We start from the raw sequence: 13,255 nt of genomic DNA on the forward strand, positions 1-13,255 counted from the left end.
CGCGTGCTGAACAGGCGGTGTCACGTTAGCGGACCGTGTCACCCCCGGCAGATCGGGTGGCCGGCCGTCCAGCGGTGCGACCGCCCGACGTCATACCCGGCGGACGGTCACCGTCACCCGCTCGCCCTCGCCGACCTCACCGGTGAACCCGTCGAGCGCCTCGGCCAGCTCGACGCCGTCGGCCAGCACCTCCCGGGCCACGAACCCGGAGTGCGCCGTCACCGCCGCGCGGACCTCCGCCGGACCCGCCACCGTCACCCGGATCCGGTCGGAGACGTCCAGGCCGGCCTCGCGGCGGGCCTGCTGCACCACCCGGACCACGTCCCGGGCCAGCCCCTCGGCGGCGAGTTCTCCGGTGACCTCGGTGTCCAGCACCACCACGCCCTCGCCGCCGGGCAGCGGCGCCGAGTGCTCGGCGTCGGCGGCGACCAGGCGCAGCTCGTACTCGCCCTCGGCGAGGGTGACCCCGGCGGCGACCGGGGCGCCGTCGTGAAGCTCCCACTCCCCCGCCCTGACCGCCTTGATCACCTGCTGGACGGCCTTGCCGACCCGGGGGCCGAGCGCCCGGGGCACCACGGTCAGCACCTGCCGGCAGTACGCGGACACCGCGTCGGTGAGGACGACCTCCTTGACGTTGACCTCGTCGGCGACCAGATCGGCGAAGGGGCGCAGCTGATCGGCGGCCGGTGACGCCACGGTCAGCCTGGACAGCGGCAGCCGGACCCGCAGCCCCTTGGCCTTACGCAGCGACAGCGCCGCCGAGGTGACCGCCCGTACGTCGTCCATCGCCGCGACCAGCTCGTGGTCGGCCGGGAACCCGTCCGCCGACGGCCAGTCGGTCAGGTGCACCGACCGTCCGCCGGTGAGGCCGCGCCAGATCTCCTCGGCGGTCAGCGGCGCCAGCGGCGCCACCACCCGGCAGAGCGTCTCCAGCACCGTCCACAGGGTGTCGAAGGCGTCGGCGTCCCCGGACCAGAACCGGTCCCGGGAGCGGCGCACGTACCAGTTGGTCAGCGCGTCCAGGTAGGACCGGACGGTCGCGCAGGCGCCGGAGATGTCGTACGCGTCGAGCTGCGCGCCGACCGCCGACACCAGCTCGTTCGTCTTCGCCAGCAGGTACCGGTCGAGCAGGTTGCCGGCGGCTGCGCCGCCTCCGGCCGGTGCGGCGTCGGTCTTCCGCTCGGCCTGGTGGCCCGCGGCGTTGGCGTAGAGGGAGAAGAAGTACCAGACGTTCCAGAGCGGCAGCAGCACCTGCCGGACCGCGTCCCGGATCAGCGTCTCGGTGACCGCCATGTCCCCGCCGCGCAGCACCGGCGAGGACATCAGCATCCAGCGCATCGCGTCCGACCCGTACGCGTCGAAGACGTGGTAGACGTCCGGGTAGTTGCGCAGGCTCTTGGACATCTTGCGTCCGTCCGAGCCGAGCAGGATGCCGTGACTGAGGCAGTTGCGGAACGCCGGCCGGTCGAACAGCGCGGTGGCCAGCACGTGCATGGTGTAGAACCAGCCGCGGGTCTGTCCGATGTACTCGACGACGAAGTCGCCCGGGTAGTGGTGCTCGAACCAGTCGCGGTTCTCGAACGGGTAGTGGACCTGGGCGAACGGCATCGAGCCGGACTCGAACCAGCAGTCCAGCACCTCCGGCACCCGGCGCATCGTCGACCTGCCGGTCGGGTCGTCCGGGTTCGGCCGGACCAGGTCGTCGACAGCCGGCCGGTGCAGGTCGGTCAGGCGTACGCCGAAGTCCCGCTCGATCTCCGCCAGCGACCCGTACACGTCGACCCGCGGGTACGTCGGGTCGTCGGACTTCCAGACCGGGATCGGTGAGCCCCAGAACCGGTTGCGGCTGATCGACCAGTCCCGGGCGTTGGCCAGCCACTTGCCGAACGAGCCGTCCCTGATGTGCCCGGGCGTCCAGTTGATCTGCTGGTTCAGCTCGACCATCCGGTCCCGGAACGTCGTCACCGCGACGAACCACGACGACACCGCCTTGTAGACCAGCGGGGTGTCACAGCGCCAGCAGTGCGGGTACGCGTGGGTGTAGGTGTCCTGCCTGAGCACCACCCCCCGCTCCTTCAGCTCCCGGATCACCGGCCGGTTGACGTCGAAGACCTGCTCGCCCTGGTAGGGCGGGACGAGTGCGGTGAACCGGGTGTGGTCGTCGACGGTGACGACGGTGGGGATGCCGGCGGCGTTGCAGACGTTCTGGTCGTCCTCGCCGAAGGCCGGGGCCAGGTGGACGATCCCGGTGCCGTCCTCGGTGGTGACGAAGTCCGCCCCCAGCACCTGGTAGGCGTTCGGGCCGGCCCGCTCGACCAGGAAGTCGTAGAGCGGGGTGTAGCGGCGCCCGACCAGGTCCCGGCCGTACACCGTGCCGACCTGCCGGTAACCCTCCAGCTCCTTCGCGTACGCCCCGAGCCGGGCGACCCCGACCAGGTGGCGCTGGCCGTCGCGATCCAGCACGGCGTACTCGATGTCCGGGCCCACGGCGAGCGCCAGGTTCGACGGCAGGGTCCACGGCGTGGTGGTCCAGACCCCCAACCGGACCGGGCCGCGCACCGGCTCGGGCGCACGCTCGTCGGCGGTCAGCCCGAACCAGACGGTCAGGGTCGGGTCGTGCCGGTCCTTGTAGACGTCGTCCATCCGGGTCTCGGTGTTCGACAGCGGCGTCTCGCACCGCCAGCAGTACGCCAGCACCCGGAAGCCCTCGTAGACCAGACCCTTGTCGTGCAGGGTCCGGAAGGCCCACATGACGCTCTCCATGTAGCCCAGGTCGAGGGTCTTGTAGTCGTCGGCGAAGTCGACCCAGCGGGCCTGCCGGGTGACGTAGCGCTCCCAGTCCCGGGTGAACTCCAGCACCGAGCTGCGGCAGACCTCGTTGAACCGGGCCACGCCGAGGTCGAGGATCTCCGCCTTGCTGGCGATGCCGAGCTGCTTCTCGGCCACCACCTCGGCGGGCAGGCCGTGGCAGTCCCAGCCGAACCGCCGCTCCACGCGCCGGCCGCGCATGGTCCGGTAGCGCGGCACCACGTCCTTGACGTACCCGGTGAAGAGGTGGCCGTAGTGCGGCAGGCCGTTGGCGAACGGCGGGCCGTCGTAGAAGACGTACTCGTTCGTCCCGGCCGGCCGGGCCTCGACCGACGCCTCGAAGGTCTTGTCGGCCGCCCAGTGCTCCAGGACCCGACGCTCGACCTCGGGCAGGTCGGGGCTCGCCGGGACGCCGGCGGCAGTCGGATCGTGCCTGGGATAGGCCATCGGGTGTCACTCCTCAGCACCTCGTCCCCACCCTACGCCGCCACCCACTACCCTGGCCGGATGATCCGGATCGAGCTGGACGAGCCCACCCTGGCCCGCACCCGGATCGCCACCAGCCCGCTCTGGGAGACGATCACCAGCCTCTGGCTGCTGCACCGCAACGAGGTGGTGCCCTGGCCGTACACCGGCTGGGCGGAGGCGGCCCGTCGCGCGCTCGCCGAGGACCCGCGGACCGCCCCGCTGCGGGTCTACGCCGCCTCGCGCGGCCGGTTGCCGGACTGCTTCATGCCGATCCCGGCCATTCCGGCGCCGACCATCGACGAGGAACTGGCGGTGCTGCGGGCCACCCCCGCCGAGCTGCTCCGCGCCCAGCTTCCGGCGTACGTGACCGGGAGCCACCGGACTGGGTGCGCCCCTACCTCGACGACCCGGCCGCAGCGTACGGACGGCTGCTCTCGCCGCGCAGCCGCACCGCGGTCTTCCTCGGCCGGGTCCTGCCGTACGCCGGCAACGGCCTGCTGATCGCGGTGAGCACGCTGACCGTCGGCTCCCTGCTGCTCGGCCTGCGGGTGCCGCCGCCGGCCCTGCCCGGTCTGCTGCTCACCCTGGCCGTCGGCTCGCTGGCCTGCGGCTTCTTCGGGCTGACCCTCGGCGCGCTCGGGCTGCGCTTCCGCGACGTGTGGGTGATCTCCAACGTCTCGGTGGCGCTGCTGCTCCTGCTCACCGGGGTGAACGTGCCCGCCGCCGGGCTGCCGGGCTGGATGCGCGCGGTCGGCGAGGCGCTGCCCATCACCCACGCCGCCCGGGCCGCCCGCACCCTCGCCGCCGGCGACGGCCTGGCCGCCGCCGCCGGGAACCTCGCCGCCGAACTGGCCGTCGGCGCCGGCTACGCCGTCCTGGCCGCCCTCCTGCTCAGGTTCTTCGAGGCCGAGTCCCGCCGCCGCGCCTCCCTCGACACCCTCTGACTCAGCCCACCCCGTTGATCATGAAGTTGGCGGCGATGTGGATCTCCACAACTGCCGCCAACTTCATGATCAACGCCTCCCGGTCGGGGGTCCGGCCGCGGGACGGGGTGGGCGGGGTCACAGGGGTGGAGTGTCACGGTCGAGGGTGCGGTGGACGTCGTGTGGGCGGGAAACCGAACCGAGGAGGACCCTGATGAGTCGGATCGACATGGCCGCGGTGGCGCCGGAGGCGTACCAGGCGGTGCTCGGCCTGGAGAAGTACGCCCGCGCCAACGTCGACCACACCGTGCTCGAACTGGTGAAGCTGCGTGCGTCGATGCTCAACGGCTGCGCGTTCTGCGTGGACATGCACAGCCGGGAGGCGCTCGGCGCCGGCGAGTCCAGCCGGCGGCTCTTCGCCGTCGCGGCCTGGCGGGAGGCGCCCTTCTTCGACGAGCGGGAGCGCACCGCGCTGGCGCTGACCGACGCCGTCACCCGGCTGGGTGAGCACGGCGTGCCCGACGAGGTGTGGGACGCGGCCGCGAAGGTCTGGTCGGAGAAGGAGCTGGCCGACCTGGTGGTCGCCATCGCCACAATCAACGTGTGGAACCGGATCGCGGTGACCAGCCGGACGGCCCCACCGACCGGGGACTGACCGGGCCGGCGGCGCAGGCGGCCGGTGCGCTGACCGCGCACCGGCCGATGCTGCTCGGCCTGGCGTACCGGCTGCTGGGCAGCCTGGACGACGCCGAGGACGTGCTCCAGGAGGCGTACCTGCGCTGGCTGGCGGTGGACCGGGACGGCGTGGCCGAACCCCGCTGCTACCTCTCCCGGGTGGTCACCCGGCTGGCCCTGGACCGGCTGCGGGCCCGACGGCGCGCCCGGGAGACGTACGTCGGGCCGTGGCTGCCCGAGCCGGTGCCCACCGATCCGTCGCCGTTCGGGCCGCTGGACACCGCCGAGCTGCGGGAGAGCGTCTCCACCGCGCTGCTGCACCTGCTGGAACGGCTCACCCCGCCGGAGCGGGCGGTCTACGTGCTGCACACCGCCTTCGCCCTGCCGTACGCCGAGATCGGCGAGATCCTGGACCGCTCGACGGCGGACTGCCGGCAGCTGCACCACCGGGCGGCGGCCCGGATCGCCGACGGCCGCCGGCGCTTCACCGCCGGGCCGGACGAGCAGCGGCGGCTGCTGGACGCCTTCCTCGCCGCCGCCCGCGACGGCGACCTGCCCCGCCTGACCGGCCTGGTGGCCGCCGACGCCACCGCCTGGTCCGACGGCGGCGGCCGGGTCCGCGCGGCCCGCAACCCGGTGCACGGCGCGGACCGCGTCGCCCGGTTCTTCGCCGGCATCCACGCCCGACGGCCCGGGGTACGCGCCACGCCGGCCACCCTCAACGGCGGCCCGGCGGTGGTGGTGAGCTACCCGTCGGGTATCCGGTACACGCTCGCCGTGGCCGCCGCCGACGGCCGGATCACCGACCTCTATCTGGTGGCCAACCCGGCCAAGCTGGGCCGGGTCACCGGCTGAGGACGCGCGACGGCCCCGCTCCCGGTGACCGGGGCGGGGCCGTCGACGATGGGCTCAGCCCAGCTGCGGGAACCAGAGCGCGATCTCGCGCTTGGCGCTGTCGGCCGAGTCGGAGGCGTGCACCAGGTTTTCCCGGTTGGACAGGGAGAGGTCACCCCGGATGGTCCCGGCGGCGGCCTTGCGGCCGTCGGTGCTGCCGATCATGCCGCGGACCACCTCGATGACCTGGTCGCCGGAGAGCACCAGGGCGACCAGCGGGCCACCGGTCATGAACGCCTTCAGCGGCGGGTAGAACGCCTTGTCGACGTGCTCCGCGTAGTGCTGGTCGGCGAAGTCGCCGTCCAGCGTCCGGGTCTCCATGGCGTCGATCCGCAGGCCCTTGCGCTCGAAGCGGGTGACGATCTCACCGACCAGACCGCGGCGTACGGCGTCGGGTTTGATCAGTACGAGCGTCCGCTCGTCCGGGCTGCTGCTGGACACGCTGGGTTCCTCCTGTGCGCGGAAGACGGTCTGGCTGGGTAACGTCAGCCTAGCGACCCGGTCCCGGCGTCGGCGCGGCGGCTGTGCTTCCCCTGGGGCGCCGCTCCGGCCTAGCCTGGCCCTGACCCCTGGGAGGTCCACTGTGGCGAATGGCGGGAGCCGGCAGATCGCGCCGGTGCGCAAGCTGATCGGTGCGGTGCTGGGCACCGTGGCGACCTTCGTGGTGGTGTTCGGGCTGGGGATGCCGAGCTGGGCGATCGTCGCGCTCGGGGTGGCGCTGCTGGTGCTGGCGATCGCGCTGGCCACCGTGAAGGGCGGCGGCCGGACGTGGGTGGTCGGGGTCGGCCACGTGCACAGCGCCTCCGAGCCCCCCACCCAGTACGCCTTCGGCCGGTGCGAACTCCAACTGGTCATCGACGCGCCGGGCCTGCCGCCCCGGTCCAAGAAGATCATCGAGCCGCGGGTGCCGGTGGCGAAGTGGCCGTCGCTCGGCCAGTCCCTGCCGATCCGGGTGGCCCTGGACGACCAGCGGCACGTCCGGGTCCTCTGGGACGAGGTGCCGACGCACGCCGAGAGCGCCGCCGTGGCCGACCTGCCCCCCGAGTTCGCCATGGCCGACCCGGTCGACGAGGTGCTCATCGCGCAGGAGGCGCCGCCGTGGGCCGACCGGGGCCCGGACGACGACTTCCGCGACGACTACCCGCCGGCGCCCGACCCGCTCCTCGACGACGAGGTGACGCTGCTGCCGGAGGAGCGCGAGCCGGTGGTGATGCACCAGCGGCCGGGCGGTCCGGTGGTGCTGGAGGGCACCCTGGTGGACCCGGTGGCCGCGAACCCGCTGCCCCGGCGGGCCGCGCCCTCCCCGCGCCCGCCGGTGGAGGAACGCGACACGGTGACGGTCGACCCGATCGACCTCCCGCTGGACGAGCCGGTGGACGAGGCGCCCCCCAGCCCGGAGGAGCTCGACGAGGCGATCTTCGGCTACGACCCGGTGGGCGGGCCGGTCGAGGCGGGCGCGCCGATCAGCGGGGTGGGGATCACCCTGCTCGTCACCGAGCTGGACCGTTCCCTGGAGTTCTACCGGGACGTGCTGGGCTTCGAGGAGCTCGACCGGGGCACCGGCAACGCGGTGCTGGTCTCCGGGCCGACCCGGCTGGTGCTGCGGGAGGTGACCGGCGCCGCCCCGATCAGCCGCCGGCTGGTCCACGTCAACCTCGACGTCGACGACATCCAGGCGGCGTACGCACGCCTGCGCGACGCTGGCGTCCGCTTCACCTACGCCCCGCGGGTGGTGAACCGGGGTGCCAAGCTGGAGGTCTGGGCGGCGGCGTTCCGCGACCCGGACGGCCACGGCATCGCCCTCACCCAGTGGCGGTCCCTCACCGACGCGTGACCGACGGCGCCCGGTCCGACCCGGACCGGGCGCCGCTCAGCCCAGGATCACCCGTCGGACGTGCAGCGCGTACGCCCAGACCAGCGCGAAGATGACGCCCAGCACCAGCAGCGACCAGTGCAGCAGGCCGGAGAGCATCAGCAGGCCCTGGAGCACGGTGCCGGCGTTCCACGCCCACGGCCGGCCCATCCGCCCGGCCAGCACCACACAGGCGACGGCCAGCGCGACGATCGCGCCGATCGCCGCGCCGCTGAGGTCCCCGCCGACCACCCGGATGGGCTGGATGGCGAGCAGCAGGACCAGCGCCTCCAGGGCGAGCGTCCCCGCGCCCAGGCCGCGTACCGCCTTCGCCGGGTTCCGCAGCCCGGAGCGCCGCTCCCCCGGGCCGTCCGTACCGCCGGTCGCGTCCGGTCCGGACGCGCCGGCCTCCGGTCCGGGGCGGTCCGGGTCGCCGGCCGGCCGCTCGTCCACCGGGTCGGTCATCGCTTCAGCAGCCGACGCGCGTCGGCCACCGTCACCACCGAACCGGTGATCAGCACGCCGACCCCGGCGATCTCGCCCGGCACGTCGGACTCGGCCTCGGCCACGGCCGCCTCGATGGCGTCCGGCATCTCCTCGGCGATCTGCACCCGCTCCGGCCCGAAGACCTCCCGGGCCAGCCCGGCCAGCTCGTCGACCGGCATCGCCCGGGGCGAGGTGTTGCGGGTGACGACCAGCGAGTCGAGCACCGGCTCGAGCAGCTCCAGCAGGCTCGCCGCGTCCTTGTCGCCGAGCACCGCGAGCACGCCGACGAGCTTGCTGAACGCGAACTCCTCCTGGAGCGCGGTGACCGTGGCGGCCATCCCGTGCGGGTTGTGCGCCCCGTCGAGCAGAACGGTCGGCGCGTTGCGCACCTTCTCCAGCCGCCCCGGGGAGCTGGTGCTGGCGAAGCCCTCGCGGACGGCCTCGATGTCGAGCTGCCGCTTCGCGCCCGCCCCCAGGAACGCCTCCACGGCGGCGAGCGCCACGGCCGCGTTCTGCGCCTGGTGGGCGCCGTGCAGCGGGATGAAGATCTCCTCGTACACCCCGCCCAGGCCCTGGATGGTGAGCACCTGGCCGCCGACGGCGACCGCCCGGCGCAGCACGCCGAACTCGGAGCCCTCCCGGGCGACGGTCGCGCCGACCTCGGCGCAGCGCTCAAGGATCGGCCGGGCGGCCTCCTCCTCCTGGGCCGCCGCGATCACCGTGGCACCGGAGTGGATGATCCCGGCCTTGTGCAGGGCGATGTCCTCCAGGGTGTCGCCGAGCCACTCGGTGTGGTCCAACCCGATCGGGGTGAGCACCGCCACCCCGGCCTGGAGCACGTTGGTGGCGTCCTCCGCCCCGCCCAGGCCCACCTCCACCACGGCCACGTCCACCGGCGCGTCGGCGAACGTGGCGAAGGCCAGCGCGGTGGTCATGTCGAAGTACGTCAGCGGCTCCGCCGAGCGCTGGTCCACCAGCTCGGCCAGCGGCGCCACCTCGCGGTACGTCGCGACGAAACGCTCCTCGCCGACCGGCTCGCCGTCCAGCGCGATCCGCTCCCGGACGGTCTCCAGGTGCGGGCTGGTGTAGCGGCCGGTGTGCAGCCCGAACGCCCGCAGCAGCGAGTCGATCATCCGGGCCGTGGAGGTCTTGCCGTTGGTCCCGGTCAGGTGGATCGACGGGTACGCCCGCTGCGGGCTGCCGAGCAGGTCGAGCAGGGACTCGATCTTCTCCAGCTCGAACGCCATCCGGGTGAAGCCGCGGGCGGCCAGCGCGGCGTCGACGGCGGCGAACTCACCGCGGTCGACGCCGCCGCCGGTCCGGCTGCGGTCGGTGGGATCGGTCACGATGCGAGCGCCTCCAGTGCGGCGTCGATGCGGACCAGGTCCGCCTCGGCCACCGCCAGCCGTTCACGGATCTTGGCTACCACCGGTTCCGGTGCCTTGCCGACGAACGCCGGGTTGCCGAGCTTCCCCCGGGCCTGCGCGGCCTCCTTCTCGGCGGCCGCCCGGTCCTTGGTGAGCCGGGCCCGCTCGGCGGCCACGTCGATCGAACCGCGGGTGTCCAGCTCGACGCTGACCTCACCGGGCATGGCCAGGGTGGCGCTGGCCTGGAAGTCGTCGCCGGGGGCGTCCAGGCGGACCAGCGAACGGATCAGCGGCTCGTGCGCCGCGATCCCCGCCACGGTCAGCCCGTCGAGCCGGGCGGCCACCCGCTGGGTGGGCCGCAGGCCCTGGTCGGAGCGGAACCGCCGGATCTCGGTCACCACCCGCTGGAGGGTGCCGACCTCGCTCTCCGCGGCGTCGTCGACCAGCGTACGGTCGGCCGCCGGCCAGGCGGCGGTCATCACCGTGTCACCACCGGTCAGCGCGGTCCACAGCTCCTCGGTGACGAACGGGATCACCGGGTGCAGCAGCCGCAGCAGCTGGTCCAGCACGTGGCCGAGCACCCGCCGGGTGGCGTCGGCCCCCGCGCCGCCCTCGGCGAGGACCGGCTTGCTCAGCTCGACGTACCAGTCGCAGACGTCGTCCCAGGCGAAGTGGTAGAGCAGGTCGCAGACCTTCGCGAACTCGTACGCCTCGAACTGCTCGTCGACCTCGGCGGTGACGTGCGCCAGCCGGGACAGGATCCACCGGTCGACCGTGGAGAGCTGGTCGGCGGCCGGCAGCTCCCCCTGCGTGTGGGCGCCGTTGAGCAGCGCGAACCGGGTGGCGTTCCAGAGCTTGTTGCAGAAGTTGCGGGAGCCCTGGCACCAGTCCTCGCTGACCGGCACGTCGCCGCCCGGGTTGGCGCCCCGGGCCAGGGTGAACCGGGTGGCGTCGGCGCCGTACCGGTCGATCCAGTCCAGCGGGTCGACCACGTTGCCGAACGACTTGGACATCTTCTTGCCGTGCTCGTCGCGGACCATGCCGTGCAGGGCGACCGTGTCGAACGGCTGCACCCCGTCCATCGCGTAGAGGCCGAACATCATCATCCGGGCGACCCAGAAGAAGAGGATGTCGTAGCCGGTGACCAGGACGCTGGTCGGGTAGAACTTGGCCAGTTCCGGGGTCCGCTCCGGCCAGCCCAGGGTGGAGAACGGCCACAGGCCGCTGGAGAACCAGGTGTCCAGGACGTCCTCGTCCTGCCGCCAGCCCTCGCCGGTCGGCGGCGCCTCGTCCGGACCGACGCAGACGATCTCGCCGTCCGGGCCGTACCAGACCGGGATGCGGTGCCCCCACCAGAGCTGCCGGGAGATGCACCAGTCGTGCATGTTGTCGACCCAGGCGAAGTACCGCTTGGCCAGCTCAGCCGGCTCGATCTTCACCCGGCCGTCCCGGACGGCGTCGCCGGCGGCCTTCGCCAGCGGGGCGGTGTTGACGAACCACTGGAGCGACAGCCGCGGCTCGACGGTGGTCCGGCAGCGCGAGCAGTGCCCCACCGAGTGCAGGTACGGCCGCTTCTCGGCGACGACCCGGCCCTGCTCGCGCAGGGCGGCGACGATCGCCGGGCGGGCCTCGTACCGGTCCAGGCCCTGGAATGGGCCGTGGGCGGTGATGACGCCGCGCTCGTCCATGATCGTCAGGGACGGCAGGTCGTGCCGCTGGCCGATCTCGAAGTCGTTCGGGTCGTGCGCCGGGGTCACCTTCACCATGCCGGTGCCGAAGGTCGGGTCGACGTGCTCGTCGCCGACGATCGGGATCCGCCGGTCGGTCAGCGGGACGGCCACCTCGGTGCCGATCAGGTGCTTGTACCGCTCGTCGTCGGGGTGCACGGCCACCGCGGTGTCACCGAGCATCGTCTCGGCCCGGGTGGTGGCGACCACGACGTCGTCGCTGTACCGGATGGAGACCAGCTCACCCTCGTCGTCGCTGTGCTCCACCTCGATGTCGGACAGGGCGGTCAGGCAGCGGGGGCACCAGTTGATGATCCGGTTGGCCCGGTAGATCAGCCCGTCGTCGTACAGCTTCTTGAACATGGTCTGCACGGCCCGGGACAGGCCCTCGTCCATGGTGAAGCGCTCGCGGTCCCAGTCGACGGAGTCGCCGAGCCGGCGCATCTGGCCGAGGATCGCGCCACCGGACTCGGCCTTCCACTGCCACACCCGCTCGACGAACTTCTCCCGGCCCAGGTCGTGCCGGGAGAGCCCCTGGCCGGCGAGCTGCCGCTCCACCACGTTCTGGGTGGCGATGCCGGCGTGGTCCATGCCGGGCAGCCAGAGGGCCTCGTAGCCCTGCATCCGCTTGCGGCGCACCAGGGCGTCCTGCACGGTGTGGTCGAGGGCGTGGCCCATGTGCAGGGAGCCGGTGACGTTCGGCGGCGGGATGACGATGGTGAACGGGGGCTTGTCGCTGCTCGCCGTCGCCCGGAAGTGGCCGGCGGCTACCCACTGCTCGTACCGTCGCTGCTCTACCTCGCCGGGCTGGTACTGGCCGGCAAGGGTCGGGGCGTCGGGGCGTCGGGCATCCAGTCTCTCGGTCACCTGCGAAAGTCTACGGAGCGCTTCAACGGACCCGACGTGCGCCACCTCCTGTTCGCGTACGGTGGCGAACATGTCCGACGCGCATCTCACCGAGCGACCGGTCGACGGGGGACCCGAACCGATCGAGCTGACCGACGAGCCCATCCGGTTGAGCCGTCACGACTCGGAGGAGCCCGACCGGCGTCCCCGGTCCCGCGGTCGCCGGGTGGCCCTGGGAGTCGTCGGGGCGGCGCTCACCGTGGGCGTGGCCGCCTCGGCCGTCTGGGGTTGGCAGGTGCTGCGGGAGAAGGACACCCGGCTGGACACGCCGACCCGGGTGGCCGGCCTGGAACGCGACGACAGCGAGCGGGCCCGCAGTACCGCCGACTACCTGCGCAGCGGCTTCGCCGCCGACATCGACCTGGACCGCAGCTTCGGCACCGTCTACCGGGACACCGCGAACGGCGGGGGTACGGCGGCCGGCGCCGGCCGCTCGGTCCTGGTCTTCGGCGGCACCACCCTGCTCTGGCAGCCCGAGCGGGACCTGGACAGCCTGTTCGGCCTGATGGCCGACGAGACCGGCAAGGTGGGCGGGCTGCGTGCGGTGGACGCCGGCGACCTGGGTGGCGTGATGAAGTGCGGGACCACCGAGGGCGACGGCGGGGACTTCGCGATCTGCGGTTGGGCCGACCACGGCAGCGTCGCCATGGCCATGTTCCCGGGCCGCAGCGTCGACGACGCCGGCTCCCTCTTCCGCCGGATGCGCGACGGCATGCAGACCCGCTGATCCGGCCCGTCCGCGCCGCGGGCGTCTTCCGGCAGCGGGGAAACGCATTCAGGGCCACCCCGGATGGGGTGGCCCTGAATGGAATGTTTGTCCGGCGGCGTCCTACTCTCCCACACCCTCCCGAGTGCAGTACCATCGGCGCTGGAGGGCTTAGCTTCCGGGTTCGGAATGTGACCGGGCGTTTCCCCTCCGCCATGACCGCCGTAACTCTATGAACATGTCAAACACACCGGTAAACCGTCACGGGTGTTCGCTTGTTCAGAGTTGCACAGTGGACGCGTAGCAGCTTCGTAGTCAAGTCCTCGGCCTATTAGTACCGGTCACCTGAACCCGTTACCGGGCTTACAGTTCCGGCCTATCAACCCAGTCGTCTAGCTGGGGGCCTTACCCCACCAAGGTGGGTGGGATACCTCATCTTGAAG

Annotated in this window: 11 protein-coding genes and 2 rRNA genes; 6 read left to right on the top strand and 7 right to left on the bottom strand. The window is 72.7% G+C overall.

Annotation, left to right across the window (positions count from 1 at the left end):
• Positions 1–90: 90 nt before the first annotated feature.
• Positions 91–3,255: an isoleucine--tRNA ligase gene (gene ileS, locus GA0070564_RS28390; RefSeq protein ID WP_091616249.1), complete on the bottom strand. Its 3,165-nt coding sequence runs from the start codon at positions 3,253–3,255 to the stop codon at positions 91–93.
• 60 nt (positions 3,256–3,315) lie between these two features.
• Here ileS and GA0070564_RS30105 point away from each other — a divergent pair, with 60 nt between their 5' ends.
• From GA0070564_RS30105 to sigJ, 4 genes are all read left to right on the top strand, one after another.
• Complete coding sequence (locus GA0070564_RS30105) at positions 3,316–3,777, top strand: hypothetical protein (RefSeq protein WP_245670344.1); 462 nt, start codon at positions 3,316–3,318, stop codon at positions 3,775–3,777.
• A complete protein-coding gene (locus tag GA0070564_RS28395) occupies positions 3,663–4,220 on the top strand; it encodes an ABC transporter permease (protein WP_245670345.1) in 558 nt (185 codons plus the stop codon). The genes GA0070564_RS30105 and GA0070564_RS28395 overlap by 115 nt, the downstream gene beginning before the upstream one ends.
• A 193-nt stretch (positions 4,221–4,413) precedes the next feature.
• A complete protein-coding gene (locus GA0070564_RS28400) occupies positions 4,414–4,854 on the top strand; it encodes a carboxymuconolactone decarboxylase family protein (protein WP_091616290.1) in 441 nt (146 codons plus the stop codon).
• Positions 4,803–5,729 carry an RNA polymerase sigma factor SigJ gene (gene sigJ / locus GA0070564_RS28405; RefSeq protein WP_245670346.1) on the top strand — a complete coding sequence of 309 codons (927 nt, stop codon included), beginning with the start codon at positions 4,803–4,805 and terminating at the stop codon, positions 5,727–5,729. The genes GA0070564_RS28400 and sigJ overlap by 52 nt, the downstream gene beginning before the upstream one ends.
• A 54-nt stretch (positions 5,730–5,783) precedes the next feature.
• Here sigJ and ndk read toward each other — a convergent pair whose 3' ends face one another.
• Positions 5,784–6,209 carry a nucleoside-diphosphate kinase gene (gene ndk / locus GA0070564_RS28410; protein ID WP_091616257.1) on the bottom strand — a complete coding sequence of 142 codons (426 nt, stop codon included), beginning with the start codon at positions 6,207–6,209 and terminating at the stop codon, positions 5,784–5,786.
• Positions 6,210–6,351: 142 nt separating this feature from the next.
• Between ndk and GA0070564_RS28415 the strand changes: the two genes are divergently transcribed.
• Positions 6,352–7,602: a VOC family protein gene (locus GA0070564_RS28415; RefSeq protein ID WP_091616261.1), complete on the top strand. Its 1,251-nt coding sequence runs from the start codon at positions 6,352–6,354 to the stop codon at positions 7,600–7,602.
• Between the two features lie 36 nt (positions 7,603–7,638).
• On the opposite strand, the gene GA0070564_RS28420 is transcribed toward GA0070564_RS28415, so the two are convergent.
• The 3 genes from GA0070564_RS28420 to GA0070564_RS28430 form a co-directional block, all read right to left on the bottom strand.
• A complete protein-coding gene (locus tag GA0070564_RS28420; protein ID WP_091616265.1) occupies positions 7,639–8,085 on the bottom strand; it encodes a DUF4233 domain-containing protein in 447 nt (148 codons plus the stop codon).
• Positions 8,082–9,353 (bottom strand): bifunctional folylpolyglutamate synthase/dihydrofolate synthase, encoded by a 1,272-nt coding sequence (locus tag GA0070564_RS28425; protein WP_245670348.1) that lies wholly within the window; start codon positions 9,351–9,353, stop codon positions 8,082–8,084. The genes GA0070564_RS28420 and GA0070564_RS28425 overlap by 4 nt, the downstream gene beginning before the upstream one ends.
• A gap of 95 nt (positions 9,354–9,448) precedes the next feature.
• Positions 9,449–12,067: a valine--tRNA ligase gene (locus GA0070564_RS28430; RefSeq protein ID WP_091616270.1), complete on the bottom strand. Its 2,619-nt coding sequence runs from the start codon at positions 12,065–12,067 to the stop codon at positions 9,449–9,451.
• Positions 12,068–12,137: 70 nt separating this feature from the next.
• On the opposite strand from GA0070564_RS28430, the gene GA0070564_RS28435 reads away from it, so the two are divergent.
• Positions 12,138–12,833 carry a hypothetical protein gene (locus tag GA0070564_RS28435; protein WP_091616275.1) on the top strand — a complete coding sequence of 232 codons (696 nt, stop codon included), beginning with the start codon at positions 12,138–12,140 and terminating at the stop codon, positions 12,831–12,833.
• 89 nt (positions 12,834–12,922) lie between these two features.
• Here GA0070564_RS28435 and rrf read toward each other — a convergent pair.
• Both rrf and GA0070564_RS28445 read right to left on the bottom strand, forming a co-directional pair.
• Positions 12,923–13,039 (bottom strand): 5S ribosomal RNA (rrf, locus tag GA0070564_RS28440).
• Between the two features lie 84 nt (positions 13,040–13,123).
• Positions 13,124–13,255 (bottom strand): 23S ribosomal RNA (locus GA0070564_RS28445); the annotation flags it as partial.

Source organism: Micromonospora mirobrigensis (genome assembly GCF_900091555.1).
GTDB lineage: Bacteria > Actinomycetota > Actinomycetes > Mycobacteriales > Micromonosporaceae > Micromonospora > Micromonospora mirobrigensis.

Excerpts from the sequence above, each read along its gene's own strand:
- ileS (WP_091616249.1), bottom strand. The coding sequence starts at position 3,255 with ATGGCCTATCCCAGGCACGATCCGACTGCCGCCGGCGTCCCGGCGAGC.
- GA0070564_RS28435 (WP_091616275.1), top strand. The coding sequence starts at position 12,138 with ATGTCCGACGCGCATCTCACCGAGCGACCGGTCGACGGGGGACCCGAA.
- GA0070564_RS28400 (WP_091616290.1), top strand. The coding sequence starts at position 4,414 with ATGAGTCGGATCGACATGGCCGCGGTGGCGCCGGAGGCGTACCAGGCG.
- GA0070564_RS28420 (WP_091616265.1), bottom strand. The coding sequence starts at position 8,085 with ATGACCGACCCGGTGGACGAGCGGCCGGCCGGCGACCCGGACCGCCCC.
- GA0070564_RS28425 (WP_245670348.1), bottom strand. The coding sequence starts at position 9,353 with ATGGCGTTCGAGCTGGAGAAGATCGAGTCCCTGCTCGACCTGCTCGGC.
- GA0070564_RS30105 (WP_245670344.1), top strand. The coding sequence starts at position 3,316 with ATGATCCGGATCGAGCTGGACGAGCCCACCCTGGCCCGCACCCGGATC.